We start from the raw sequence: 25,102 nt of genomic DNA on the forward strand, positions 1-25,102 counted from the left end.
CAGGCCCGGCGCGGGACGACGTAGCCTATTCATTCGTCTCGGCCCGTTCGGTCTGCGAACGGGGCCGACCGCTGGTGGCGATCAGGTGTTGATCTGATAGTAAAGCCCGTAACGTGTCTCGAACTCGACGATGCTCAATCGAGGGTACAGCCGCAATCGATCGGACGCGTGTTCGCGACGCAGGCGATCGACGACGCCTTCAACGAGATCACCGATTTTCCGCAGGTTGACTAAGGTTTCGTGGCCTTGGATGACGCTGTAGTCGATTGGCCATTGTTCCTGCGGGAACGAGATCAGCGGTGTGTGCTCGTCGTGGGCAAGCCTGAAGAGATGGGTTCGCTCTGGATGTCCGGACGGACTCGCCAGCGAGTAGTCGTGCGCCAGCGAGCATCGCAGCGCGTATAGAGCTTCGATGGAAGCCGAGTCAAGACTGGTGAAGCAAGTAAGGGCCTGATGGATGGCCGGACGCGTCTGGTCGATCGAAAAGTCGATGAGCGTGAAGGTCTTGCCTACCTGGTCAAGCAGCACCAGGTAGGCCGTTGCTCCCAGCCACAACGTTGCGCTTAGCCCCACTAGCCTTCCCGAGGCGTCTCGACCGGCTGCGTGCCGGGCGTCTTGAAGGAGGGCATTGAAACTCGAGCGGTACTGTCGGCCGTTCACAGCCGGTACATCAACCAGATGTCTGGTGATGGCCGCACGCGTTTTGTCATCCAGAGGCTGCGCCGTGGCGTCTGTACTCACAAAGGTTCCTTTCTGCTCCAGGTAGAGCGGAGCTGAACAGAACAGCATACGAGCACGACGCTAGCCGTTCTTGGAGCCGCAGCTCGGTGAACCGGCGGTGAAACTTCGGGTCCGTCGCTCGTTCGGTCAGCATCGCCGTGACGGTGAACAGGGTGTCGTTGCTATAGTGGTGCCGTCTGGTCAAGGCGCGTACCACGGCGCGATCGAGAAGGCCGGACCGACGCGTGAGCCGGCGGAGCGCGGGGAGATCCCATGTCCCGTTCAGGATGTCTCCGTCGGCGGCCAGGTAGAGCGGAACGGGGGCCGAACGCCCTCCACGGCCAAGGTGGTGCCCCGAATTGTCACCGCGGGTGCGGTTCGACTACTGTTAGTGCCGAGTCAAGGCGCGTACGTTCTCCGTCGCTGTCACCGCCGCCCACGTCGGCTTGGTGACGATGTCGACCAAAGGGCCCTGCGGTCCCGCGTAGAAGTTGTTGAACACCTCATGTCCGTACGGGTCTCGTCACGGCAGGGTGTGCGTGGGAAGCCCTGCGGGAACAGGCGACGATTATGCCCAAGAACGGCCACTCCGCGCGACGCCAGGACGTGCACCACCTGGTTCTACTCGCGGATCTCTCATACAGCGAAGCCTCTAAACGCCTGGCGGGAGTCGGCGATACTGACCTCGCGGACGAGGCGCGTCGCATCGTTGAGGAACTTCATCAAGCCGCTCGTGAACGCGCGATGAAGACCGGCCAGTCTGTGCGGTCGGCCAAGGAAAGCGTGCTGCTTGACCGCGAACTGCTCCCCGGCGACAACGCCTTCCCTTGTCAGCATGCCGATGACAGTGCCTGGTCCCTCCTGCATGGTGTCCACGTGAGGTGCGAACGTCACTGTGGCGACCTTGCCAGGTCTTTGACCGGACTTGTCCTTACTCCTGTGGCCGGCCAGCCTGACTACCGGTTGCGCATTGCCTTGACCGCGTCGGCCCGCGGTCGGAAACCCGGGGAGGTTGTGACCTTGGATATGCGCCGGTGGAACATCGACCCGAGCCCCGGCCAACTAGAGGCCACGATGTCGCGGCGGACGCGCTGCACCGCGGGGCGACCGATATACGCGGAACAGAGCCTGCCGGTCGAGATCCTTGCTCCGGTCCCTGAACTACGTCGCCGGCGACTGCTCCCGGCACTTGGCCAGGCGCCAATCGCGACTCTGCGATCGAGTTCAGGGCGGTCGGCGCCTCTCTACGCTACGGCTGACGCTGTCCCTATCCAGGCGGCGTCGCCGCGGCAGGCCAAGGCTATCCAACGTTCGCGAACGTGCTCGACCTGTAATGCAATTTCGCCTGAACCGTTCCGCACGGCTCGCGACGGCCACTACTACTGCGATGCGCATCTCGACGCCGCTGTCGAACGTGTGAAGCGAGCCGAACAAGCCCGGGGCCGCGCGGTGAGTGCCGTTTGGGCTCGACATGTCCTCGACGACCCGGAGACCGTGCTGGTCGTGTTGTTGGACGTGCGTCGCGAGGACTTGGTAGTCCGTGTCGAGGACGTTCGCGGCGCCGTCATTCTCGACCAGCGCCTCGCCGCTGCGGACATCCCCGAGTTAACGTATGACCCGGAGATGGACGCGCAACACAACCTGCCGGCGTGGGCTAGTGAGCCGGCCGCCCAGGGCGTTGTTGGGCGGCGACGCCTGCTGCTGGTGGATCACGGCGCGGACGAGCGGTTCGCCAGGGTACTCAAGCTGGCCAGCGGTGATGTCTTCTCGCGGGTTTCGCTGCTTCCGCGGGAGGGGGACGCGGTGCGAAATCGCTACAGGATCTGGTCAGGTGAAAGCGAACCACCTCACGGCACGAACCGTTATTACCGCATGTTCGGGCCGGAACACGTACGGTCGCCACTGACTCCGCGGCGACGAGGCAAGGACTTTTCGGAGCCGACTGCGGACAAGGTGGTGGCGGAGATGCGCGCCATGCTCTCGGCAATGGCTGCAACTCCGCTGGACGAGGATGAGCTTGCCGAAGCGGAACGCTACCTGAGGGCCGAGTTCATGCCTGTGAACAGCAGCTTGATTCGGTATTCGCGGGCCCTTCATGCCGCTGATCTGATGCGCGTCTTTGGGAGAAAAGACTAGGAAGGGCTTCACGTCTAGCGGAAGCCTTGGTGTGCTTTCGCTAGACGTGGAGCTCCGGGACGTGTTCGAGGGCCTCAGAGTTGATCACAAGCTCGTGCCGCCGCATGGGTCAAACCTTCGCGCCATCATGAAGGTGTCCGGGGGCGACACGGGAATACGCCACCTCACGTCCGTACTGTTCAGGCTGTGACGTCCGCGGAACGACTCCTCCACACTTTCTGAGGTAAAGCGCTAGCACGCCGCGCCCGTCGGTGGAGGACTTGTGTTCGACCAGGCGAACTCGCGGCGATCCCTCGCCTCAGGACTCGTTGTCGCTTTGACGCATAGCGCGGTGGGCCATCTGTTCGCGAAACCGGCAAATTTTGTCGCTGGTTGTCGATAACGTGACGAGGTGACTACTGAGAGCCGAAACGAGGGTGCTGGATCCGCACCGCGCCGTGCGGGCGCGGCTTGGTCGGAGACGGACACCGCGACGCTGCTGGACGGGCTCCGGCGCGGTGTCGGGCTTGAAGCGCTGGCAGGGACGTTGCAGCGCACTCCCGGTGCGCTGCAGGCGCGGTGCAAGGTCTTGCTGCCGTCGCATCTTCGCCCGGCGTTGCGCGCTGATGCTGAGGCGGTGTTGCGCCGGCAGTTAGCGGTCGACCCAAATTTCGCTGCCGCCACGAGCCCGAGCCAAACATCAGGCCGACGCGGGAGTCGTGTCCGTGACGCCACGGTGTCACCTGTGTCGTTGAGTGGCGAACAGCGGCGGATGATTGACGCGGTGCGGTCGGGGCAGGATGTGATCGTCGATGCGACGGTGGGATCGGGCAAGACCACGGCGATTCAGGCGCTGTGCACCGAAGTGGGCCGGGACCGGCGGGTGCTGTATCTGACCTACAGCAAGCTGTTGAAAGCCGATGCACAACGCCGTGTGAAACACGCGAAAGTGCAGAACTACCACGGCATCGTGTATCCCTCGTTGATCAAGGCGGGAATCAAGTGCGGTCTTGATGAATCCATCAGACGGTTCAACGCGGCGTTCACCAGCCTCTCTGCACAGTTCCCCAGGTTTGACCTGCTCGTGGTCGATGAGTACCAGGACATCAACGAGGAGTACGCGCAGCTGCTGCGCAACATCAAGTCATTGAACCCGTCCATGCAGACCGTATTGGTCGGTGACCTGGCTCAGAAAGTGCACTCGAACACCACGCTGGACGTGCAGCGGTTCACCAGAGAGATCACCCGGCAAGCCGAACTGATGCCCTTCACGCAGTCCTTCCGTGCCGGTCAGGAACTCGGCGCGCTGCTCAGCGAGGCATGGAACAAGCCGGTGATGGGCGCCAATCCCGCCCAGACGATTCGGTACGTCTCCTACAACGAGGCGCTCGACTTCATGAGAGCGAAGAATCCCGGCGACCTCCTGTGCCTGGGGAGACGCAACGGCCAGATGGCCGAGGCCTTGAATCACCTGGAACGCCATCATGGTGACGTCTTCAACAAGGAAACCGTCTACGCCTCCATTCGTGACAGCGACACCTCGGTGACCTACAGCGACGACACCGCGGTGTTCACGACGTTCGACTCCAGCAAGGGGCTCGAACGACCAGCGAGCGTGGTGTTCGACTACGACGAAGACATGTGGGACATGCGCTGCAGCTTTCCGAACGTGGACACAACCGTCATGCGCAACGTGTTCCTGGTGGCAGCTTCCCGCGGGAAGCACGAAGTCGTCTTCGTACGATCAGGAAATGCTCAGCGGCAACCCAAGAGTATCGGCTTCATCCCTGTGCAGCGGTTCACGCAACTTGCGGCTGATGAACAACCTAAATACGACAAACCGATGCTGGCATCGGACTGCTTCGACTTCACATACGCGGAGAACCTCCAGGCCTGTGTCGACCTGCTCGACAGGCGACGCCTCGACGATGGCGCGGGCGAGGAGATCAACATCGACCGCGTCGACGGGTTGATCGACCTTTCTCCCGTGGTGGGGCACTACCAGGAAGCAGTGTTCTTCGACAGGTACAACCCCACCCTCGAGGTGATACTGAACCCCAAACCGATCGCGAAGCAGCTGAGTGGCAAGCTGACCGAGGACCCCTGGCACAACTCGCTGCTGCTGACCGCCGTCGACACAGACCAGATGCGCTACGCGGAACAGGTTACCCGGAAAGTCAGCGGCGACGTTCGCGACGCACTGACCAGACGACTGGCGACACAGCTTCCCCGCGACTGCGCGGCGCAGGTGCCGATGGACCTGTCCGGCACGGCTGTCGCATCGCCGGTAGCGACACCGATCACGTTCGTGGGTGTCGCCGACGCCGTGCACGACGGCCAGGTCTTCGAGCTCAAGTTTGTCTCCGAACTCGACCGTCCCATGTTCCTCCAGTTGGCGCTCTACCTTGTCATGAGCGGCCACCAAACGGGGGTGCTATGGAACACGCGCACCGACGAACGCTGGGCGGTGCAAGTGCCGGACCGCGAAAGGTTCATGCACGCCGTCATCTTGTGCGTTACCAAACAGCACTACCGGGCGTTCCAGGCAACAGAGCGACAACCGGAACAACCAGAACAGGGCGGTAGGCTCCGCAAGATCGCGGGTGGCTTGTTCGGCCGCTCGCGACGGGATGGACGGCCTCTCGGCTGAAGTACAGCGACTATCGGGACAGACCGTTGATCAACTTGATCCGTACTGGAACCCGCGATGCGCGAGCGCCCGCCAGGCCCTCGCGCCCAGCGGCCCGAAAGGACAGTCAGGCCGCCGCTGTGTCAGCCACTTCCCGAGCCGGGCGAATTCGGCTCAGCTGCAAGAGGCTGAAGCCGAACAGCAGGACGCCGAGCGGAACGTGGACCGCCGACACGTGCGCGATGCCGAGAAATACCTGCGCCAGCGTGAGTCCGAGGAAGACGACGGCGGGCAGGATCGGCTTGGGTGAGGCGCCGCCCGGTCGCCACACGAGGATCGCGGTGACCACGTGCAGCATCGCCACGACGAACAGCGTGTAGGCCGTGGCGCTGTGCAGTGTGTGGCCGTTCGGCACGGTCAGCAGGAGACCGGCGGTGATCGGGGTGAGGAAGACGGCGACGGTCTGCACGGCGATCGCGATGCGCAGGGGGATCGGCATGTGAAGCTCCTTCTGTGATCGTGTCACCACTTCGACGAGGGAGCCGCCGGAAAGGTGACAGCGAACAACGAGGACCAAACCGCAGCGGTATCGAAGACCGCCCACGGGCACGGGAGTCCAGCGGAAGGTCTAGCGGGGCCGGGTCGACTCCCCCGCCCACGCCAGGTAGGCGGCCGAGCCGCGGACCAGCTCGACGGCAGTCACTTCGGGCTTGTCCCACGGATGCTGCTCGATGCGTGCGCTTCCAATCACTTTCAAATGGGTCCGACCTGGTCGCCCAGTTCGGCCTCGTCGGGCCGCATCGCGGAGGACTGCGTGACCTCCCTTACTCGAACCAGTTCATCGTTCGGCGGCGCCGCTTGACCTCGTCACTCGGTGGCAGACAAGAAACGATTGATCGTCTTCCAGATGGAATCATGCGGCGCATCGTGATCTTCGAGGTTTCCCAGCGTTTTGATGCCCTCGATGATTCGCGCCACCCGCGCGCGCTGGTCCGGATGGTCGAGCCAGTACTGGGCCGGGTTCTTGAGGACTGCCTCGAACAAGTCGCCAGGGTAGTAGTCGCCCTCCGCCAGAGGATCGGCTTCGAGCTTGGTCAGTGCCAAGGGGGTGAGTACTTCGACGCCTTCCTGTTGACCCAACAGCAAACGCAAGTCTTCGACGTCCAGCGTGCCGACAGGCTTGCGCCTGAGCTCGTGTGCGGTCGCGACAAGGCGAGTCGCGTCGGCGGGAGCATCGCCCCAGTAGCTGTTTTCGATCTGCTCCAGCGACGATGCTTCCGGTGAACTCGGGGTGGGCACAGGTTCTCTCTCTTTGGTCGTCGTCCGGCCACGTCTTACCGGTCCCATAGCCGGCCGACACGCTGAACAGTGTAGTCAAGGATTTTACTGGCTTCGGACAACTCGGCTTCAATGCCAGGGCGATCTTCGGCGCTGAGTCGTGAGTCGCCGAGTTGGCGTTTGAGACGATTGATCTGGTTCACCAAGCCCTTTTGAGCGTTGCTCACTTCGTCGACGTGGTCCCACGGCTGGCCACTGGATTTCCGGGCCACGACCTCGCCGTTCAACTCCCGTTTGGCGCCATCGAGGTCCTTCTCTGTGAGGTGTTCTTTCATGCGATCGGTTTTGGTGGGCTTGGACGGGCTCGTCCTCGCCTTCACCGGGGTGGCTTTGTCATCCGTCATGGCGTGCTTGGCAAGGTCACCCACCGCGCCGACGACCATGGTGCCGCCCACGGCCATGCCTGCGGCCGAAACGGCATTCAACGGTACGCCGGCGACAGCGCCGATGCCCGTCGCGTCCAAGGCGATGCCCAGGCCTTCGCCTGCCGCGCTGATGTAGGTCAGGCCCGCGCCCGCGGCGGCGAGCGCCACGTCAGCCGGGTTGTTCAGCATCGCGTTCCCGAACGAAGCCAAGGCGTTCACCGCGTGCCCGCCCATGTCCGCGAGAAAGTTGCCCGCATCGTCCAGCCAGCTCGACGATTGCGGCGCACCCTCGGCTTCCCCGTTGAGAAAGCCGCTCACACTGGTGCCCGCGCTATCGAGCTGGGCTCGCGCGGCGTTCAGGATGTCACGAGCCGCTTGGCGACCTGCCTCGCCAGGGTCGGAGAAGGGCGGTATCGGCTGCTGGTTCTCCGCCGCGGCCTTCGCGGCTGCCTCATGCTCGGCCTTCGCTCGTTGACTGACCTGCTGTGCCCTGTCCCATGCCGCGATCGCCTCACGGGCCTGCCCCTGGGCCCATTGCAGGGTGCCGGCGAAGCCGACGACAAGCTCATTCGCCCGGTGCAGCGCATCGGCAGCATCGAACCATTTGTTCGGCTCGTAGCTGAACTTCTCGTGGAAGGCCTGGCCGGCAGGGCCTTCCCAAGCCCCTGTGTCGATGGCGCGCAACCCCTCGGCCGCCGCGGCGGCCGAATCACCGCGGCTCTTCAATACCCGGGCATTTTCGTGGATCGCCTCGGGTTTCCCCGGAATCAGTGCCGTAGGGTCGGAGCTCTCCCCGAGTTCAGTCATCCTCGACCACGTGCTCAGCCGGATCGCTGGTGAGGGTCTTGGCCGCGGCTTCATCGACAGCCCGGTACGCGGCGACCGCTTTGGTCAGTACCTCGCCGATTGAATCGGCGTCATCGGTCAGTGTGTCAAGGCCGTCACTCCAGCGGACGCAGAAATTCATCAACGCGTCATGTATGCCGTTATGTCCGTACTGTGCCGAATCTCCGCATAAGTCACGCAGCTCGAAATTCGACTGATCGTCCACACTTTTCGTGATTCCGGACGCGGCCTCCTCGAGCTTGCCGACATCGACGTGAAAACCCGGTCCATCCATCGCGGATCCCGTCCCCTCGGCCACGGTCGACACTGACATGGTCCCCGAGGACCGGTCGCGGGGCAATCGCCGATATGGAGTGGACTTGCTTCAAAGGGAACAACGAAAGGCCTGGCAATGGATTACTTCAAGGCCGTGTCATATCCGGCCGGAGATCAACGAACGCCGACGTCGAGCAAAGTGCTGAGTAGCTCCTCGGGCGTTTCGAGCTGCGGCAGGCGGCCGCTCCGGGGAAGCGCGGTGAACGTCGACGCCGGGATGGCCGCGGCAAAGGCCTTGCCGTACTCCAGATCGGCGACGTGGTCGCTCTCGCCCCAGACGACGTGGACGGGCAGATCGAGGCCGTTCAGCCGATCGGGCAACGTCGGGTCCTCCATGGCCGGACCGGTGTACCCGATCAGCGCGCGGATGTCCGGGCTCGGGCCGGTGGCGCCCGCCGGCGGCACGGGGGCCTTGCTCGGGTCGTGATACGAGTGCGCCAGGAGTTCGGCGCGGGAAAGGCGGCTGACATCGGTCAGCGGGTGGTTCGGCACGACGACGCCGATTCCGTTCACGATCACCGCGCCGCTGACGCGAGGGCTGCCCAGCAGGGCGATTTCGGCGGCGAGCCAGCCGCCGAAGGAGTTGCCGAGCACGGTGACATCCACGAGGTCGAGCTGGTCCAGCATCGCGACGTAGGTCTCGGCCAAGGCGCGGACATCGGTGAGTTCGACGGCTTTCGGTGTGCCGCCGAAGCCGGGGTGGGTGGGCAGCAGCACTCGGGAGGACGTGCGTTCGGCGAGCAGGTCGGCGAAGCCGGTCATCGTCGCGACGCCGCCTCCGCCGTGCAGGAGCAGGAACGGGCGGGCGCCGCCGCGGTCTTGGAACGTGATTTCGGCCGGGCCGACTCGCAGGGTGTGAGGCATCGGGACCTTCTCTCGTCGCATCTATCTAAGGAACCTTAGATAAGTATCCTTAGGTAAGCAAGCTGTCTTGGGGAGGTAGGCTGCCGGACATGAGTCACCGCCCCGCCGACGTCGCCCTGGCCGTGAAGCGCCTGCAACATCGCCACCACCGCGCTCTGACCCAGGCGCTGACACCGCTGGGGATCTCGTTGGTGCAGTGGGACACGTTGCGGCATCTGCATCGTGTGCCGGAGGCGTCGCTGCACGACCTCGCGATGCTGACCTTCCAGACCGACCAGTCCTTCGGGTCGCTGGCCTCGCGGATGGTCGACCGCGGGCTGATCGAACGCGTTCCGGGGCCGGGGCGGGCCGTGCGCCACCGGCTCACCGGCGAAGGCGAGCGGCTGCGGGCCGCTGGTCAGAGCCTTGTCGACGGTGTCGTCGAGGCCTCGTTCGGGTCGTTGTCGGCCGCTCAGGTCGATCAACTGGGTGAGTTGCTGGACGTCGTCCTGCGCTGAACTTGACATGCAGCCATCGGGCTGCCTAATCTACAAAGGCAGCCAAGAGGCTGCATATCGGGGAGAGCGACATGGACGAGGTGTTCAAGGCGCTGGCCGACGCCAGCCGCCGCAGGTTGCTCGACGACCTGAACGCCCGCAACGGGCAGACCCTGCGCGAGCTGTGTGCGGGGCTGGAAATGGCGCGGCAGTCGGTCAGCAAGCATCTGGCCGTGCTGGAGGCCGCCAATCTGGTGACCACGGTGTGGCGTGGCCGCGAGAAGTTGCACTACGTGAACGCGGAGCCGATCAACGCGATCGCCGAGCGCTGGATCGACCGGTACCACCAGGGCCGGGTCGACGCGCTCGCCGATCTCAAGCACGCATTGGAGCAGGAACCCATGGGTACCAACGAATTCGTCTACACCAGCTACATCAGGACGACGCCCGAGCGGCTCTGGAAGGCGTTGACCGATCCGGTCTTCACCAAGCGGTACTGGGGCTGCGAGTTCACTTCGGACTGGAAGCCCGGGTCGACGATGGCCTGGGACCAGCTCGGCGTGCGGCTGGAGGACGCCGAGCAGGTCGTGCTCGAATCCGACCCGTACCGGCGGCTGTCCTACACGTGGCACACCTTCACCCCGGAGTTCGGCAAGTCGGTCGGGCTCGACGACGACGTGTCGGCGAAGCTCCAGGCCGAGTCGCGGTCGAAGGTGACGTTCGACCTCGAACCCGTCGGCGACACGGTGAAGCTCACCGTGGTCCACGACGGTTTCGACGAGGGCAGCACGGCGCTGGAGATGGTCAAGGGCGGCTGGCCGTCGATCCTGTCGAGCCTCAAGACGCTGCTCGAGACCGGCGAGCCGCTGTCCGAACCCGCGTAACCAGGTCGACCGCGCCGCCTTGATCGGGCACGATCTCCCATGTGCCCCTGGAGATCGCCTGTGACGAGTCCGGGTCCGAGGGCGAGAAACTGATCGGCGGGCAGACGGACGTCTTCGCGCACGCGGGGGTCCGGCTGAGCGTCGAAGAGGCCGCGGGCTGCCTGACGGAACTGCGGCGCAGGATCCGCTCGCCGGCGGTCGAGTACAAGGCGAACCATCTGCTCCGCACGAAACACCGCCGGGTCCTCGAATGGTTCCTCGGCCCGCGCGGTCCGGTCCACGGTCGTGCGCACGTACACCTCGTGGACAAGAAACTGCTGCTGGCGAACGAGCTCCGCGCGCTCCTCGGTCCGGAGGCCCGGCCGGACGACGCGACCCTGGCCGCGTTCAACGACGTGTTGCGGACCCGCAATCGCCGGGATCCGGCGGCGGGGTCGTTCTTCGCGATGGCCGCGGACACGATCGCCGGGGACACTGCGGAGCTGCGGGCGAGGGTCGCCGAGGTGCGCGAGGCCAAGGTCCTCGATCCGCTCGTGCCCGCGATCCTCCGCGCCGTCGCGTACTGGAGCGCGGGCGGGGAGCAGGTCTTCCTCGTCCACGACGAACAACCGTCGCTCAAGGGAGAACGGCTCGCCCGGATCGAATCGAGCCCGGGGCTGGCCGGGCTGAAATTCGTGGATTCGCGAACGGATCCGCGGGTGCAGGTCGCCGATTTCCTGGTCGGCGTCGCGCGGCGCATCGCCGAGGACGAATTGAACGGAAACGGTGACGAGGTATTGACCGCATTGCTCGCACCGTATGTCGACCCGGCGTCGCTCTGGGACTGATTCACCCTTTGGCACACCGAATCGCTCGGGTGGCCGTAGCCCCGCGCGGCGGCGGGCTGGAAACGTCGAGACGTATCCGACGCCGGCCCGGGAGGCAATCGCAGATGCAGGCTTTCATCTTGCCCGAGTTCTACGTGCCGCATCCGGCCAGGATGAATCCGCACCTCGAAGCGGCGCGGGCGCACAGTATGGCTTGGGCGAGGAAGATGGGCATGCTCGATTCGCCGGCTCCGTCCGGTGACGTCGTCTGGACCGAGCAGGCGCTGGCGAAAATGGATTACGCGCTGCTCTGCGCGCACACCCATCCGGACTGTGACAGGCCGTCCCTCGATCTGGTCACGGATTGGTACGTGTGGGTGTTCTTCTTCGACGACGATTTCCTGGCGCAATTCAAATACACGCGGAACACCGAGGGCGCGAAGGCTTATCTGGACCGGCTGGAACTGTTCATGACCGGGCCCGGGGAAACGTCGCCGGAACCGGGGAATCCCGCCGAAGCCGGGCTCAAGGACCTTTGGGCGCGCACCATTCCTTCGATGTCGGAAGCCTGGCGACGGCGTTTCGTCACCAGCACGCACAATCTGATGGTCGAATCGCTCTGGGAACTGGACAACATCGACCGCGGCCGGATCGCGAACCCCATCGAGTACATCCAGATGCGCCGTCGCGTCGGCGGGGCACCGTGGTCGGCGAACCTGATCGAGTACGCCGTCGGCGCCGAAGTGCCGGACAGGATCGCGGCGACCAGGCCGATGGAGGTGCTGCGCGACACCTTCGCCGACGCCGTCCACCTGCGCAACGATCTCTTTTCCTACCAACGTGAAGTACGTGAGGAAGGCGAGAACTCCAACGCCGTCCTCGTCTTCGAGAAGTTCCTCGACCGTTCGACGCAGGACGCCGCCGAGCTCACCAACGACCTGCTGACGTCGCGGTTGCAGCAGTTCGAGAACACCGCGCTCGTCGAGGTGCCCGCGTTGCTGGCCGAGTACGACGTCTCGCTGTCCGAGCAGGTCGCGGTCGGCCTGTACGTCAAGGGCCTGCAGGACTGGCAGTCCGGCGGTCACGAATGGCACCGGCGGTCGAGCCGGTACATGAAAGAGGGCACCGAGTCGCCGCGGCTTTCCCCGAACCGGCTGGGGCTGGTCCAGCGGATCCGGCAGCAGGCGCCCGCGCCGTTCGCGAAGGTGGGACCGCTGCCGCTGCCGGAATTCCGGATGCCCTACCCCGTTCGCACCAGTCCGCACCTCGCCGCCGCCCGCGAGTACGCGCCGGGATGGGCGCGGGAAAGGGGGATGTTCGAGGAGGGGATCTGGGACGAACGCCTGTTCCGCGGCATCGACCTGGCGTACTGCGCCGCGATGATCGACGCGGACGCGGACTTCGAGCGGTTGAAACTGTCGACCGATTGGCTCACCTGGGGCACCTACGCCGACGACTATTTCCCGCTGGTGTTCGGGACGAAGCGCGACCCAGTGGCCGCGAAGCTGTGCAATGACCGCCTTTCCCTCTTCATGCCGCTCGACGGCGAGCCGGTGCCCGAGCCCGCCGGTCCGATCGAGCGGGGGCTCGTGGACCTGTGGAACCGCACCGCCGGACCGCTGACCCCGTACGCGCGGGCCGGGCTCCGGCGGGCGATCGAGAGCATGACCGCGAGCTGGGTCTGGGAGGTGGCGAACCGGGCGCAGAACCGTGTCCCCGACCCGGTCGACTACGTGGAGATGCGACGGCGGACGTTCGGGTCGGACCTGACGAAGAGCCTCGCCCTCCTGGAACTCGGCGATGTCGTGCCGCCGGAGCTGTTCCAGAACCGTGTGCTGTTCGAGCTCGACACCGCCGCCCAGGACTGCGCGGCCTTCGCCAACGACCTGTTCTCCTACCAAAAGGAGATCGAGTACGAGGGCGAGACGCACAACCTCGTCCACGTCGCCGAGCGGTTCCTCGCCGTGGACCGGATCGAGGCCCGCGACATCACCGCCCGGCTGATGAACGCGCGGATGGACCAGTTCGAGCAACTCGCCGACGAGGACCTGCCGCGGATGTGCGACGACCTCGGGCTCGACGACGAGGTCCGCGCGGTCGTCACGAGGTACGCGGATCACCTGAAGGACTGGATGGCCGGAATCCTGGAATGGCACCGGAAGTGCGCGCGATACACGCCGGAGGAACTGGAGCGCGCCCGCACTCCCGAGCCGCCGTCGTTCTCCCTGGAGCCGAGTGGGCTCGGGATGTCGGCGTGGCGGATCGGGAGCGGGGCGCGCTGAGCAGCGGCCTAGAAAGCCGTCAGGGTGATCTTCGCGGTCTTCGGGTCGCCATCGTGCACCAGCGACTCGAAGTGCCCGACGTCGTCGAACGCGAAGCCGTACGCCTTCCCGTCGACCATCTGCTCGTGCACGATCCGCGAGTAGTGGTCGGTCACCGGCTGCTTGTAGAACGGGCCCGCGTCGTAGGTCGGCTGCGTGTGGAGGGTGCCGAGGGTCGACCGGTGCAGCGCCGCGCACAGCGTCCGCGCGATCGGGCCGACGACCTGGTCGTTCGGTGCCTGAAGCCGCCCATCGCAGTTGAAGACGTCGCGGGTGCTCGGCTTGCTGAACGACGCCACCTCGGCGCCCGACGTGTTCGTGAACCGCATGACGTCGTCCCCGCCGGTCTTGCCGGTGAACTTCTTGCCGGGTTCGGCCTCGAACGGGACCACGGTCAACGGCGTCGACTTGTAGGTGTTCCAGGCGCTCGTGACGTAGCCGTCGAGGTAGCTCCCGCTGAACTTGCCGGTGTCGAGCCCCTTGCCCGGCGCGAGGACCCGCAGGTCGTTGTACACCAGGTTCGAGAACCCGGACTGTCCCTTGACACCGTTGAAGATGTTCGCCCGGCCGCCCGGCTTGAGGCGTCCCGCTTCCTTGTTCGCACCGGCGCCGTTGGTCAGCCCGACGGCGTGCGGCACGCTGAACATGTCCACCTGAGAGCTGTTGATGAACAGCCCGCCGTTGTCGTAGGTGAATTCGCTCCAGTCGAACAGGATGTTCCGGTTCGGGTCGCCGTCGGCCCACGGCGCCGGCTGCACCAGGCCGTCCGGGGTCAGGAAGAACTTGATCTTCTGCCCGAACGACATGTAGACGCGGCCCGAAAGCATCCGCGGGATCTTCAGCGTGGTCGAACCACCGTTGCCGGGGCCCGCGATCGAGACGTCGGGCGCGGGGCTCGGCGGGTTCGCGCCCGGCGGCCACGCGGTGAAGGCACCGCCTGCGTTGACGTAGCCGAGCTTGCCGGTGTTGAGGTTCGTGCCCAGCACGTAGAGGTGGACCGCGTCCGAGCGGCCCGAATTGTTGGTGACGGTCAGCGGCAGCGGATCGGGGCCGGCGGCGACGGCGGTGGGCGCCGAAAGCGCCGAAACCCCGGTGACCAGGGGGAGGGTGACCGCCAACGCGGTCAAAACGCGCCGGACTTTCCTACGGATGCGCACAGTTGTCTCCTCGGCGGAATCCCGCCGCGGAACGCGAACGCGCCGCGGCGATGCTTGCGGATGTCGGCCGGGGGCGCGTTCCCGGCCTGGACGTGACCTTGGCGAGGGGTCTCAGCACGGGAAGTTACGTCCCGGCCGACAACGTGTCCAGACCACTGGTGGGAATCTGTCCGATTTCTTGCCCGTATGGACACTTCGTGACGGACCTTCGTGATTGAGGTGGCCGGATTTCTCGACTACCGTTGTCCGCGTTCCGTCCTGGACCCCGGCGGCCGGGTTTTTTCATCCGTGGGGAGCGGGGCATGGACGGCGACGGGTTTCCGGTGCGAAGAACCGGCGGTGGTGAGACGTGGATTTCCCCTGCCTGCTGGGACGACTTGGCCATGGCGGCGGCCGACGGCGCGCCGCACGGCATGGACGACCTCATGGCCGCCCTCGTGCCGTGGGCGCGGCAGTACGCCGAAGCCCGCCTCGGCGGCCGTGACCTCACCTATCTCGAACCGGCGGACGTCGCGCAGGAGATCTGCCTCGCGGTCTTCGTCGCGGTCCCCGGTTACGGCCTGCGCGGCGGGTCCTTCCTGTTCCTCATGCGCGCGATCGCGGCGAACAAGGTCGCCGACGTCTACCGGAAGGCGGCGCGGAACAAGCAGGTGCTGACCGGTGAACTCCCCGAGCGCCCCGCGGTGGCCGCGGAAGAACCGGAGCAGCGCGCGCTGCGGACCGATCTCGGGGTCCGGCTCGGCAGGCTGATGCGGATGTTGCCGGTGTCCCACCGGGAAGTGCTGGGAATGCGGGTGATCGGCGAACTGACGTCGAACGAGACCGCGGCGGCGCTCGGGACCACGTCGTCACGCGTGCGGGTGACCAAACACCGGGCTATCAGCAGGCTGCGCGCCTGCGCTCAGCGCCAGGACGCTTTCAGCTGAATACGGACCAGCAGCCGGAGTAAAGGATTCTCCCGCTTGGCCCGGGTCTCGAGAATGCGAACGCACATGGCCCCTCCAGAGTTCGCCGACGAGCGCCGTCACCGAGGGCCAGAGCGAGCGGTCGCGGGTTCCACCCTAGGCGCGGAACGGGGACCGGGAACCGGCTGAACGGCCGATCGGCGATCGGGTGAGCCGTTCCGACGATCACCGCTCCGCTTTTCGGGCTACCGCATTGGTGCCAAAGAAGTCGTTGTGGTCATGGCGAAGGGGCGCGAGCGTGCGACAATGAACGACGGCCCGGCCGAGCTGGCCGCGCTGTTCGCCCTGGCCCCGGCGGGCTCGTCCGATGCCGGACAAAGCCGGAAGGCACACCATGAGGCCACAGCGGCTCGATCGCATAGCACGTATCTGGGAAAAACTGCGTTCCGTCGCGTCGGAAACCGATTCGGTGGTGACCGTCGAACATGTCTGTGTCGTTTGCGGTGACGTGCTCGAAGCCGCCGGTGCCGGGCTCACGCTGGCCACGCACGGCGGTGACGTCGAGCCGGTCTTCGCCACCGACGAACGCAGCCGGGAATTGGAGGATCTGCAATTCACTTTCGGCGAAGGACCTGCGTTGGAGGTGCTTCACGGCGGTATGCTCGTCGTCGTTACCGATGTGACCAGTTCGGAGGCGACACTTCGCTGGCCGATGTTCACGCCAGAGGCGATCGACCGAGGCGTGAAATCGATCATCGCGGTGCCGATTCAGGCCGGTGCGATCAAAATGGGCGTTGTCGACTGCTATCGCGAGCTCGCCGGATTCCCTTCCAAGGAGGGCCAGGCGGAAGCGCTCGTCTGCGCCGAAACCGCGATCGCGCTCGCCGTCGCCGACACCGGGAGGCCTGGGCTGGCCGAACTGATCGATCTCGAATTCACCGAGCACCGTGCCCAGGTCCATCAGGCGACGGGCATCGTGTCGGTTCAGCTCGACGTCGGGCTTCCGGAAGCGTTCGCCCGTCTGCGTGCCCACGCCTACGCCAGCGATCGGAAGCTCAACGAGGTCGCGAGAGACGTGGTGCTACGCCGGTTAACGTTCCGGCCCGACGCTTGACGGGACGTGTGCCGAAGGAGATCCAAGAACGATGACCGATCCGGCGACCGGCTTGCGGGAAACCTTCGTACAGCTGGCGGACACTCTTGTGGACGATTTCGATCTCATCGAGTTCCTCGACCAGCTCGTGCTCCGGTGTGTCGAACTGCTCGGCGTCTGCACCGCCGGGCTGTTGCTCGCCGACGCGCGCGGCACGCTCACCATGGCGGCCGCGTCCGACGAACCGACCCGGCTGCTCGAGTTGTTCCAGTTGCAGAACTCCGAGGGACCCTGCCTGGACTGCTACCGGAATGTCGAACCGGTGGTCTGCCCGGATCTGGTGCGTGCGCGCGGAAGATGGCCGAAGTTCACGCGAGAGGCGGAGGACGCGGGATTCCGTTCCGTCTACGCCTTGCCGATGCGGCTGCGGGAGGAGGTGATCGGCGCGCTGAACCTGTTCGGCAGCCGGCCCGCCCTGCTCGACGACGACGGGGTGCGCCTGGGGCAGGCGCTCGCGGACGTCGCCACGATCGGCATCCTGCACAACCGTCTGTTGCAGCGGCAGGAAACAATCACCGCGCAGCTGCAGACCGCGTTGAACAGCAGGGTGGTCATCGAGCAGGCGAAGGGTGTGCTCGCCGAACGTCTCCGGATTTCGGTGGACGAAGCGTTCGGCGTACTGCGCGCCCACGCGCGGAGCAACAACCTCAGGATCCTCGTCGTCGCGACCGGGATCATAGACCGCACAGTGGAAATCCCGCGCTGAACGATACCGCTTCGGCGCTTGTCCGCCCTCCGGCGATACCCAAAACTGGGTGGGTGTTCTCCCTGGAACAGCTGGTGAGTTTCGTCGCGGTGGCCGAGGAACTGCACTACGGCCGGGCGGCGGAGCGGCTCTCGATGACCCAGCCGCCGTTGAGCAGGCGGATCCAGTTGCTGGAGCGCGAACTGGGCGTCGAGCTTTTCGACCGTACGCACCGCACGGTCAGGCTGACTCCCGCCGGGCGGGTTTTTCTCGCCGAGGCAAGGAAAATACTGCGTTCGTCGCAAGAGGCGACGCTGTATGTCCGAAGGGCGAAGAAGGGTGAGGTCGGCGCGGTCACGCTCGGGTTCACCGCCACGGCGGCGTATTCCTACCTCGAACGCGTCCTCGCCGCGGCGAACGCCGAAGTGCCCGGCATCGATCTGGTGCTGCGGGAAATGGTGACCGCGGCGCAGGTGGAGGAGCTGCTGGCCGGCGGGGTCGACCTCGGCATGGTCCGGCCGCCGGTGACCGGTGGCGACATCGTGACCCTGCCGCTGTGGCGGGAACCGCTCCTGGCGGCGTTGCCGTCGGCGCATCCTTTGGCACGGCGCAAGAAGAATCCCGACGTCCGCGACTTCGACGGCGAGCGGTTCATCATGTACTCGCCGTCGGAGTGCCGGTATTTCCACGATGTGCTGGTCGCGGTCTTCCGGACGGCCCGGGTGCTGCCGGACTACACGCAGTACGCCAGTCAGGCGCATACCGTTCTCGCGCTGGTCAAGGCGGACCTCGGGGTCGCGCTGGTGCCCGCCGCGGCCGCCGCGCTGCGGTTCGAGGGTGTCGTGCTCCGTCCGGTGGACGGGGTCGAGAGCCGTCCGGTGGAACTCGAACTGATGTGGCGGCGGGGCAACGACAATCCGGCGCTCGGCGCGTTGCTCACCGTCATCGGCAATCTGGCGCGGCGGGCCCGTCAGTCCACTGTGGACTGAGCGGGCCAGGCGTCGCCCCATTCGGCGTCGCGGGCGTCGCGGTAGGCCGTGCCATGCCGTTTGGTGACGATCGCTTCGGTGAGCCCGGAGCCGGCGCACAGGGACAGGCTGACCATGCCCTTGCGTTTGGCCGGATGCCGCAGGATCCGGCTCCCGGCCCGTTCCGGCACCGTGCGCGAGGCGACGACGTAGGAGAACTTCTCGTCCTCGAAGCCGAGCGTCCCGGACTTGAGCTGGCGGTGCAGGCCCGTACGCGGGAGCCGCGCGGAGAAGTGACACCAGTCCTTGCCGCGAGGGATCGGGCAGGCGCCTTCGTGCGGACAGGGCGCGACCAGGGAGAGGCCGAGCTCGACGAGCCGGTCCCGCGCTTCGACGATCCGTTCGTAGCCGGCGGGTGTGCCGGGCTCGATCAGCACCAGCATCCCGGCCTTCGCCGACAGCCAGTGGACGACGTCGGCCCGGCGGGCCTCGGGCAACTCTCCCAGGACATAGGAGAGGGTCACCAGATCGGCGTCCGGCGCCGGGGCGGCCGGGTCGATCAGGCCGCGCCGCCAGGTCGAGGTCCGGACCGCCCGCTCGGCGGCGCTGCCCGCGAGCCGCCGTCCCAGCTCGATCGCGCCCGGGACCTGCTCGACGACGGTGCTCTCCTCCAGCGACGGCCAGACGCCGGCCGCCGCCCAGATCGCGGCCCCGGTCCCGCCGCCGATGTCGATCTGCGTGCGCGGAGCGAACCCGGGGGTACGGAGAGCGGCTTCGGCGAGAACGGCGTGTACGGCCGCGTAGGTGGCAGGCATCCGGTAGCCCGCGTACGCCGCGATGTCGGCCTCGGAGGCGAGGATGGGCGCGCTCGCGGGGGAGTTTTCGCGGTAGCGCGTGCTGAGCCGCTCGACGGACTGGGTCAGCCTGTTCTGCGGATACCTGCCCAGCTCCTCGTCGAGGGCTGAGCGGAGGGTTTCGGGGAGAGCGGACACGGCTCAGGATTCTTCCACGGGTGGTTGACCTGGGGTTTTCCGGCTGCTCGAATATTCGCGGAAAAAACTTCTGGGAGCGTGTCGAAACCGGGGGAGCCCGTTCGACGCGTAGATGTGGCAGGGACGAGCCCCGCCGGGAACGGAGACTTCAGATGCGGTTCATGGTGATCGTCAAGAGCGATGAGAAGACCGACGTGGCCGGCGCGCAGCCGAGCGCCGAGGACCTCCAGGAGATGGGGAAGTTCAACGAGGAACTGGTGAAGGCCGGCGTCATGCTCGCGGGTGAAGGTCTGCTCCCGAGCGCCCAGGGCTTCCGTATCCAGTACTCCGGCGACACCGAGGCCAGGGTCGTCGACGGTCCCTTCGCCGAGAGCAAGGAACTCATCGCGGGTTTCTGGATCCTGCAGGTCAAGGACCGGGCTGAGGTCGTCGAGTGGATGAAGCGCGCGCCGTTCCGCGAGGGGGAGATCGAGATCCGCCAGATCGCCGAGATGGAGGACTTCGACAACGCCACCCCGGAGATCGTCGAGCACGAGAAGAAGCTGCGGGAACAGGCCGAGGCCAACTAGTGGTTGCGGTCGTCGCGCCGACGAGGTTGATTGGTCGGCGTGACGGCTACAGCAGACCCTCGTTCGGCGATCGACGCGGTGTGGCGGATCGAATCGGCCCGCCTCATCGCCGGCCTCGCGCGGATGACGCGCGACGTCGGACTCGCGGAGGAGCTGGCGCAGGACGCGCTGGTCGCCGCGCTCGAACAGTGGCCTGAGTCGGGCGTCCCGAGGAATCCGGGAGCCTGGCTCATGACCACGGCCAAACGCCGGGCCGTCGACACCTTCCGGCGCAACGAGCGGTACGAGAAGAAGCTCGGCGAGATCGGCCGCGAGCAGGAGACCGAGGAGGAGCCCGACTTCACCGCGGGCCTCGACGACCACATCGAGGACGATCTGCTGAGGCTGGTGTTCACCGCCTGCCACCCGGTGCTTTCGACCGAGGCCAGGGTGGCGCTGACGCTGAAGATGATCGGCGGGCTGCAGACCCACGAGATCGCGCGGGCGTTCCTCGCCAAGGAAACCGCCATCGCGCAGCGGATCGTCCGGGCGAAGAAGACGCTCGGCGACGCCAAGGTGCCGTTCGAGGTGCCTGAGGGCGAGGACCGGGTCGCGCGCCTCTCGTCGGTGCTCGAAGTCATCTACCTGATCTTCAACGAGGGGTATTCGGCGACAGCGGGCGAGGACTGGATGCGGCCGGCGTTGTGCGAGGAGGCGCTGCGGCTCGGCCGGATCCTGGCCGGGCTCATGCCGAAGGAACCCGAGGTGCACGGGCTCGTCGCGCTGATGGAGATCCAGGCCTCGCGGTCCGCCGCGCGCGTCGGGCCGAACGGCGAACCCGTGCTGCTGATGGACCAGGACCGGACCAAATGGAACCGGCTCCTGATCGGCCGCGGCCTCGCCGCACTGGAACTCGCCGAGTCGCTCACCGGCGGGGCCTTCGGGGTGTACGCGGCACAGGCCGCGATCGCCGCCTGCCACGCGCGGGCGCGGACGGGCGAGGAGACCGACTGGGGACGCATCGCCGTCCTGTACGAAGGGCTCGGGAAGCTGAACCCGTCGCCGGTGATCGAACTGAACCGCGCGGTGGCGCTGTCGATGGCCGTCGGGCCGGAGGCGGGGCTGGAGGTCGTCGACAAGCTGACGTCGGAGCCCGCGCTGAAGGCGTATCACCTGCTGCCGAGCGTGCGAGGCGACTTCCTGGCGAAGCTCGGCCGCCTCGACGAGGCCCGCGCCGAGTTCGAGCGCGCGGCGGAGATGACCGGGAACGACCGGGAGCGCACCCTGCTGCTGAACCGCGCGGCGGAGTGCACCCCCTGACCTCCCGCGTTTCGTCCTCTGAATGCGGTAGTTCGTAGCGCGAACCACCGCATTCAGAGGACGAAACGCGTCAGGCGGGGGCCGGGCGCAGGGCGGTCAGGGCGCGGTGCTGCCCCAGCCGGACGGCCTGCACGGAGCAGCCGAGCGCGATCGCGGTGTCCTCGGCGGAAAGCCCGACGAGCGACCGCAGCACCATGATCTCGCGCTGCTGCCCCGGCAGCCCCGAAAGCGGGTTCGGCAGTTCGGCGGCGGTCCGGTGGAAGTCGTCGACCAGGCCGTGCGTCACGTCGTAGGCGAGCGTGAGCAGCGCGGGCGCCCGGGCGGCGCCCGCGATGATCTCCCGGCAACTGTTCTTCGCGACCGCGTCGGCGGCGTCGTAGCTGCCCGAGCGCCGTCCGATCCGCGCCCGGCAGTAGCGCACGACCAAGACGCGGACGGCGTCGACGATCTTCGAACCAGTCTCCATCCGCCCGCCGGCCTCCTCCGACCGCCGCGAACCGTGTCCTTGCATCGGCTCCCTCTCCCACCTTTCAGATGAGCACGGCCGAAGGGGAGGGAGGTACGGTCTTTTTGCCCACACGGGCCCGGTTCAGGCCTCGATGAAGACGATCCGCTCGGGTTCGATCGTCAGGCTGACCGTCTGCCGCTTCACGCTCACCAGGGTCTCGAATTCGGTGGCGTGCCCGTCCGGGACGGTGAACAGGCGGTCGTTGCGGGAATCGAGGAAGTCGGAGAAACCGGTCAGCGAGACCCCGCCGGTCTCGTCGAGCGCGAGGTAGTCGACGAGCCTGCGGAACAGTTTCGGCAGGATCACCAGTTCGTCGGCGAGCTGCCGTCGGGACGAGAGCTTGAAACCGGAGTTCGTGACGTCGTCCGGCCACAGTCCGAGCCCGTCCTGGCGCGCTTGGGCGGCCGCTTCCGCCAAGGCGTCACGGAGATCCGGGTAAAGCAGTGAATAGAACGTCGGATAGACGAGTCCGTCCGCGATCTGCCGGTAGTTCGCCGAGTTCTTCAGCGTTTTGACGTCGAGATGGACCTTCGAAAGGTCCGCCGACCGGCCCGGCCGTTGCCCGGGAAAGGCGAACGCCACCGCTCGTCCGTATTTGTCGGCGAATCGCGTCAGTATGTGACCCGGTACCTTGATCGGGGTCGACGAAGTGACCGTTCCCCGGTCGTTCCGTTCGACGGTTTTGAAACCGAGGACCTTCAGCAGGTTCGCGGCCGCGGCGTCGGCGAATTCCGCGGGCTGGTGCCACATCCCGCCGGTTCCCCTGGCCTGGTAGTGCGTTTCGAGCGCGTCGATGGCGTCGAGCCGCAACTGCATCCCGCCCCGTGAATTGAGCCGGACCTTCAGGCCCGCCTTCTTGGTCGCCTGGGGATCTTCGGGATAGAACCGCACCGAATCGCCGTCCGGTGAGGCTCCGACAAGCTGGAAAGTTCCTTTGATCAGCGTCATGGGCATGAGGACAACGGTAGTTCTCATTCCGGTGAACGAACCAGGTGTTCATCCATCCAGAGCAGTCGCCGGTTAAGATCGGATGACCACTGTGGACATTCTCGGAGATCTTCCAATGATTGGCGTGGAATGATCACTTCGGGGATGCTGGCCGGATGATGGACTTCTCCTATCGCTGGCGTGACCCGGTCACCGACGACGAGATGTCCGATCTCGTCCGTTCGCACGGCGGGCAGCCCGTGCCCGGCTGGTGGAATTCCATCCGGCGGTACAGCCTCGGCTGGGTCACCGCCCGCGACTTCGCCGGGACGCTGGTCGGCTTCGTGAACGTGGCCTGGGACGGCGGGGACCACGCGTTCCTGCTCGACACGAAGACCCGCGGGACCCATCAGCGCCGGGGCATCGCGACGGCCGTCGTCTCCCTGGCCGTGACTCACGCGCGGGCGGCGGGCTGCGAATGGCTGCACGTCGACTTCGTGCCGGGACTGCGTTCGTTCTACTTCGACGCTTGCGGTTTCTCCCCGACCGAAGCGGGCCTCATCCGGCTCACGGGCTCGGGATCATGAAGCTCAGCACGGTCGCCTGAAGCAGCGAGATCACCCCGACCACGGCGGTCAGCACGACCGACCACAGGAATGTCTGCCGCAGCAGCGCGCCCTCCTGCCCGGACTGCCCGATCGCGGTGGCGCCGATGGACAGGTTCTGCGGCGAGATCATCTTGCCCATCACCCCGCCGGAGGTGTTCGTGGCACCGGCGAGGATCGGGTCGACGTGCAGCTGCTGCGCCGAGATCACCTGCATCGGCCCGAAGAGACTGTTCGTCGACGCGTCCGATCCGGTGAGGAAGACGCCCAGCCAGCCGATGTAGGCGGAGAACAACGGGAACAGCACGCCGGTGGTCGCCAGCGCGAGACCGAGGGTCTGCGTCGCGCCCGAGTAGTTCATGACGAACGCGATCGCGAGGATCATGAAGATCGTCGCCAGCGCCCAGCGCATCTGGTGCAGGGTCCGGCGATAGGTGGCCAGCAGCAGCCGGGGTTTCGCGCCCATCGCGAAACCCGCCACGACCGCCGCGATCAGGGCGACGGTTCCGGGTGAGTAAAGGAAGTCGACGGTCAGCGTCGCCGCGTACGGCGTGTCCTTCGGGGTGATCGGCGCGTGCTGGACGACCTCCTTGTGCAACCCCGGCCACGCGAACACCCAGTCGGCCTTGTGCAGCAGTTTCGTCAGGTCCAGCCAGTCCGGAAGGTTCTTGAAGATCGTGCCGATCCGGGAAAGGAAGATCGCCGCGATCAGGACGACGTACGGCGCCCACGCGTACAGCGCGCCACGTTCGGCCTTCGCCGCTCCGAGACTCGCTCCGGCCGTCACCGGTTCTTCGCCGTCGAAACGCCAAACCGTCGACGGCTGCCAGAACCGGGTCAGGATCCACAGCGACGCCATGGCCGCGAGCGCGGCGACGACGTCGACGAGGCTCGGGCTGATGAAGTTCGAGGTGACGAACTGCATGACCGCGAACGACAGCCCGGCCGTCAGGACCGCGGGCCAGACCTCGACCATCCGCTTCCAGCCCGCGAGGACCACGATCAGGAATCCGGGGACGATCAGCGCCAGCAACGGGAGCTGGCGACCGACCATCGACGAGAACAGATCGGTCGCCTGCTCCTGTTTCATGCCGAGGATCGGCGCGGTCAGCCTGCCCAGCACGATCAACGGGTTGCCGAGGCCGCCGAACGCGACCGGCGCGGTGTTCGCCAGCAGCGCCAGCACGACCGCCTTCACCGGCGGGAAGCCGAGCGCGGCCATCATCGCCGCGGTGATCGCGATCGGCGAGCCGCCGCCCGCGATCCCTTCCAGCAGCGCGCCGAACCCGAACGCGATCAGCAGCGCCTGGAGCCGGCGGTCCTCGCTGAACCCGGCGAGGACCGCCTTGATGCTGTCGAACCGTCCGGTCGCGACGGTGACGTTGTGGAAGTACACGGCGTGGAACGCGATCCAGGCCACCGACCACACCCCGAACACCAGCCCCATGGCCGCGGAGTCGAAGGCGAGCCCGGCGGGCATGCGGTACAGCAGCGTCGCGACCAGCAGCGCGGTGATCAGCGCCAGCGCGGCCGAGAGACGCGCCGACCGGCGCAGGACGCCCAGTGCCACCAGCAGCACGATGATCGGGAGCGCGGCGAGCGCCGCGGACGGCCACAGGCCGCCCGCCGGCTGGTAGTCCTGGATCCAGCCCACT

The 25,102-nt window shown here is 66.3% G+C and carries 25 protein-coding genes; 13 read left to right on the plus strand and 12 right to left on the minus strand.

The features are described from left to right. Positions 1-81: 81 nt before the first annotated feature. Positions 82-741, minus strand: coding sequence for a hypothetical protein (locus B0293_RS00995; RefSeq protein ID WP_143254454.1), 660 nt, complete (start codon positions 739-741; stop codon positions 82-84). Between the two features lie 549 nt (positions 742-1,290). Between B0293_RS00995 and B0293_RS42855 the strand changes: the two genes are divergently transcribed. Together B0293_RS42855 and B0293_RS01015 are read left to right on the plus strand one after the other, a co-directional pair. Continuing rightward, positions 1,291-2,856, plus strand: a complete 1,566-nt coding sequence (locus B0293_RS42855; protein WP_005165233.1) for a hypothetical protein — start codon at positions 1,291-1,293, stop codon at positions 2,854-2,856. Between the two features lie 391 nt (positions 2,857-3,247). After that, on the plus strand, positions 3,248-5,485 hold the full coding sequence (locus B0293_RS01015; RefSeq protein ID WP_245192082.1) for a DEAD/DEAH box helicase family protein: 2,238 nt from the start codon (positions 3,248-3,250) through the stop codon (positions 5,483-5,485). Positions 5,486-5,591: 106 nt separating this feature from the next. Here B0293_RS01015 and B0293_RS01020 read toward each other — a convergent pair whose 3' ends face one another. The 6 genes from B0293_RS01020 to B0293_RS01045 form a co-directional block, all read right to left on the minus strand. After that, positions 5,592-5,963 (minus strand): hypothetical protein, encoded by a 372-nt coding sequence (locus B0293_RS01020; RefSeq protein WP_005165229.1) that lies wholly within the window; start codon positions 5,961-5,963, stop codon positions 5,592-5,594. A gap of 129 nt (positions 5,964-6,092) precedes the next feature. Further along, a complete protein-coding gene (locus tag B0293_RS01025; RefSeq protein ID WP_005165227.1) occupies positions 6,093-6,215 on the minus strand; it encodes a divalent-cation tolerance protein CutA in 123 nt (40 codons plus the stop codon). 116 nt (positions 6,216-6,331) lie between these two features. Then, entirely contained in the window at positions 6,332-6,763 is a 432-nt protein-coding gene (locus tag B0293_RS01030; protein ID WP_039919366.1) for a contact-dependent growth inhibition system immunity protein, read from the minus strand. A 35-nt stretch (positions 6,764-6,798) separates the two neighbouring features. After that, on the minus strand, positions 6,799-7,974 hold the full coding sequence (locus B0293_RS01035; protein ID WP_039919365.1) for a putative T7SS-secreted protein: 1,176 nt from the start codon (positions 7,972-7,974) through the stop codon (positions 6,799-6,801). Continuing rightward, the gene (locus B0293_RS01040; RefSeq protein ID WP_005165222.1) at positions 7,967-8,320 is read right to left on the minus strand and encodes a hypothetical protein; all 354 of its coding nucleotides are present in this window, start codon (positions 8,318-8,320) and stop codon (positions 7,967-7,969) included. The genes B0293_RS01035 and B0293_RS01040 overlap by 8 nt, the downstream gene beginning before the upstream one ends. A 122-nt stretch (positions 8,321-8,442) precedes the next feature. After that, positions 8,443-9,192, minus strand: coding sequence for an alpha/beta fold hydrolase (locus tag B0293_RS01045; RefSeq protein ID WP_245192081.1), 750 nt, complete (start codon positions 9,190-9,192; stop codon positions 8,443-8,445). Between the two features lie 89 nt (positions 9,193-9,281). Between B0293_RS01045 and B0293_RS01050 the strand changes: the two genes are divergently transcribed. The 4 genes from B0293_RS01050 (at position 9,282) to B0293_RS01065 (ending at position 13,640) form a co-directional block, all read left to right on the plus strand. Next, the gene (locus tag B0293_RS01050) at positions 9,282-9,689 is read left to right on the plus strand and encodes a MarR family winged helix-turn-helix transcriptional regulator (RefSeq protein ID WP_005165218.1); all 408 of its coding nucleotides are present in this window, start codon (positions 9,282-9,284) and stop codon (positions 9,687-9,689) included. Positions 9,690-9,760: 71 nt separating this feature from the next. Then, positions 9,761-10,552, plus strand: a complete 792-nt coding sequence (locus B0293_RS01055) for an ArsR/SmtB family transcription factor (RefSeq protein ID WP_005165216.1) — start codon at positions 9,761-9,763, stop codon at positions 10,550-10,552. 41 nt (positions 10,553-10,593) lie between these two features. Then, on the plus strand, positions 10,594-11,379 hold the full coding sequence (locus tag B0293_RS01060) for a DUF3800 domain-containing protein (RefSeq protein WP_005165215.1): 786 nt from the start codon (positions 10,594-10,596) through the stop codon (positions 11,377-11,379). Between the two features lie 104 nt (positions 11,380-11,483). Continuing rightward, positions 11,484-13,640 carry a terpene synthase family protein gene (locus B0293_RS01065; RefSeq protein ID WP_005165213.1) on the plus strand — a complete coding sequence of 719 codons (2,157 nt, stop codon included), beginning with the start codon at positions 11,484-11,486 and terminating at the stop codon, positions 13,638-13,640. Between the two features lie 8 nt (positions 13,641-13,648). Here B0293_RS01065 and B0293_RS01070 read toward each other — a convergent pair whose 3' ends face one another. Then, positions 13,649-14,836, minus strand: a complete 1,188-nt coding sequence (locus B0293_RS01070) for a beta-1,3-glucanase family protein (protein ID WP_005165211.1) — start codon at positions 14,834-14,836, stop codon at positions 13,649-13,651. Between the two features lie 302 nt (positions 14,837-15,138). Here B0293_RS01070 and B0293_RS01075 point away from each other — a divergent pair, with 302 nt between their 5' ends. From B0293_RS01075 to B0293_RS01090, 4 genes are all read left to right on the plus strand, one after another. Continuing rightward, complete coding sequence (locus B0293_RS01075; RefSeq protein WP_005165209.1) at positions 15,139-15,762, plus strand: sigma-70 family RNA polymerase sigma factor; 624 nt, start codon at positions 15,139-15,141, stop codon at positions 15,760-15,762. A 346-nt stretch (positions 15,763-16,108) separates the two neighbouring features. Next, on the plus strand, positions 16,109-16,855 hold the full coding sequence (locus B0293_RS01080; RefSeq protein WP_245192079.1) for a GAF and ANTAR domain-containing protein: 747 nt from the start codon (positions 16,109-16,111) through the stop codon (positions 16,853-16,855). A gap of 31 nt (positions 16,856-16,886) precedes the next feature. Further along, the gene (locus B0293_RS01085; RefSeq protein ID WP_005165205.1) at positions 16,887-17,600 is read left to right on the plus strand and encodes a GAF and ANTAR domain-containing protein; all 714 of its coding nucleotides are present in this window, start codon (positions 16,887-16,889) and stop codon (positions 17,598-17,600) included. A gap of 53 nt (positions 17,601-17,653) precedes the next feature. Next, positions 17,654-18,568 carry a LysR family transcriptional regulator gene (locus B0293_RS01090; RefSeq protein ID WP_005165203.1) on the plus strand — a complete coding sequence of 305 codons (915 nt, stop codon included), beginning with the start codon at positions 17,654-17,656 and terminating at the stop codon, positions 18,566-18,568. Here B0293_RS01090 and B0293_RS01095 read toward each other — a convergent pair. After that, entirely contained in the window at positions 18,550-19,539 is a 990-nt protein-coding gene (locus B0293_RS01095; RefSeq protein WP_005165201.1) for a small ribosomal subunit Rsm22 family protein, read from the minus strand. The genes B0293_RS01090 and B0293_RS01095 overlap by 19 nt on opposite strands. Before the next feature lie 152 nt (positions 19,540-19,691). Here B0293_RS01095 and B0293_RS01100 point away from each other — a divergent pair, with 152 nt between their 5' ends. Together B0293_RS01100 and B0293_RS01105 are read left to right on the plus strand one after the other, a co-directional pair. After that, on the plus strand, positions 19,692-20,108 hold the full coding sequence (locus B0293_RS01100; RefSeq protein WP_005165199.1) for a YciI family protein: 417 nt from the start codon (positions 19,692-19,694) through the stop codon (positions 20,106-20,108). Positions 20,109-20,138: 30 nt separating this feature from the next. Continuing rightward, complete coding sequence (locus tag B0293_RS01105) at positions 20,139-21,407, plus strand: RNA polymerase sigma factor (RefSeq protein WP_005165197.1); 1,269 nt, start codon at positions 20,139-20,141, stop codon at positions 21,405-21,407. Between the two features lie 70 nt (positions 21,408-21,477). Here the strand turns inward: B0293_RS01105 and B0293_RS01110 are convergent, their stop codons facing one another. Next, a complete protein-coding gene (locus B0293_RS01110; RefSeq protein ID WP_039919363.1) occupies positions 21,478-21,873 on the minus strand; it encodes a sigma factor-like helix-turn-helix DNA-binding protein in 396 nt (131 codons plus the stop codon). Between the two features lie 123 nt (positions 21,874-21,996). Further along, positions 21,997-22,869, minus strand: a complete 873-nt coding sequence (locus tag B0293_RS01115) for a hypothetical protein (RefSeq protein WP_039919361.1) — start codon at positions 22,867-22,869, stop codon at positions 21,997-21,999. Between the two features lie 149 nt (positions 22,870-23,018). Here B0293_RS01115 and B0293_RS01120 point away from each other — a divergent pair, with 149 nt between their 5' ends. Continuing rightward, positions 23,019-23,429 (plus strand): GNAT family N-acetyltransferase, encoded by a 411-nt coding sequence (locus tag B0293_RS01120; protein WP_005165192.1) that lies wholly within the window; start codon positions 23,019-23,021, stop codon positions 23,427-23,429. Here the strand turns inward: B0293_RS01120 and B0293_RS01125 are convergent. Beyond that, positions 23,410-25,101: an L-lactate permease gene (locus B0293_RS01125; protein WP_005165191.1), complete on the minus strand. Its 1,692-nt coding sequence runs from the start codon at positions 25,099-25,101 to the stop codon at positions 23,410-23,412. The genes B0293_RS01120 and B0293_RS01125 overlap by 20 nt on opposite strands. Position 25,102 lies beyond the last annotated feature (1 nt).

The organism is Amycolatopsis azurea DSM 43854, assembly GCF_001995215.1.
In the GTDB taxonomy this organism is placed as follows: domain Bacteria; phylum Actinomycetota; class Actinomycetes; order Mycobacteriales; family Pseudonocardiaceae; genus Amycolatopsis; species Amycolatopsis azurea.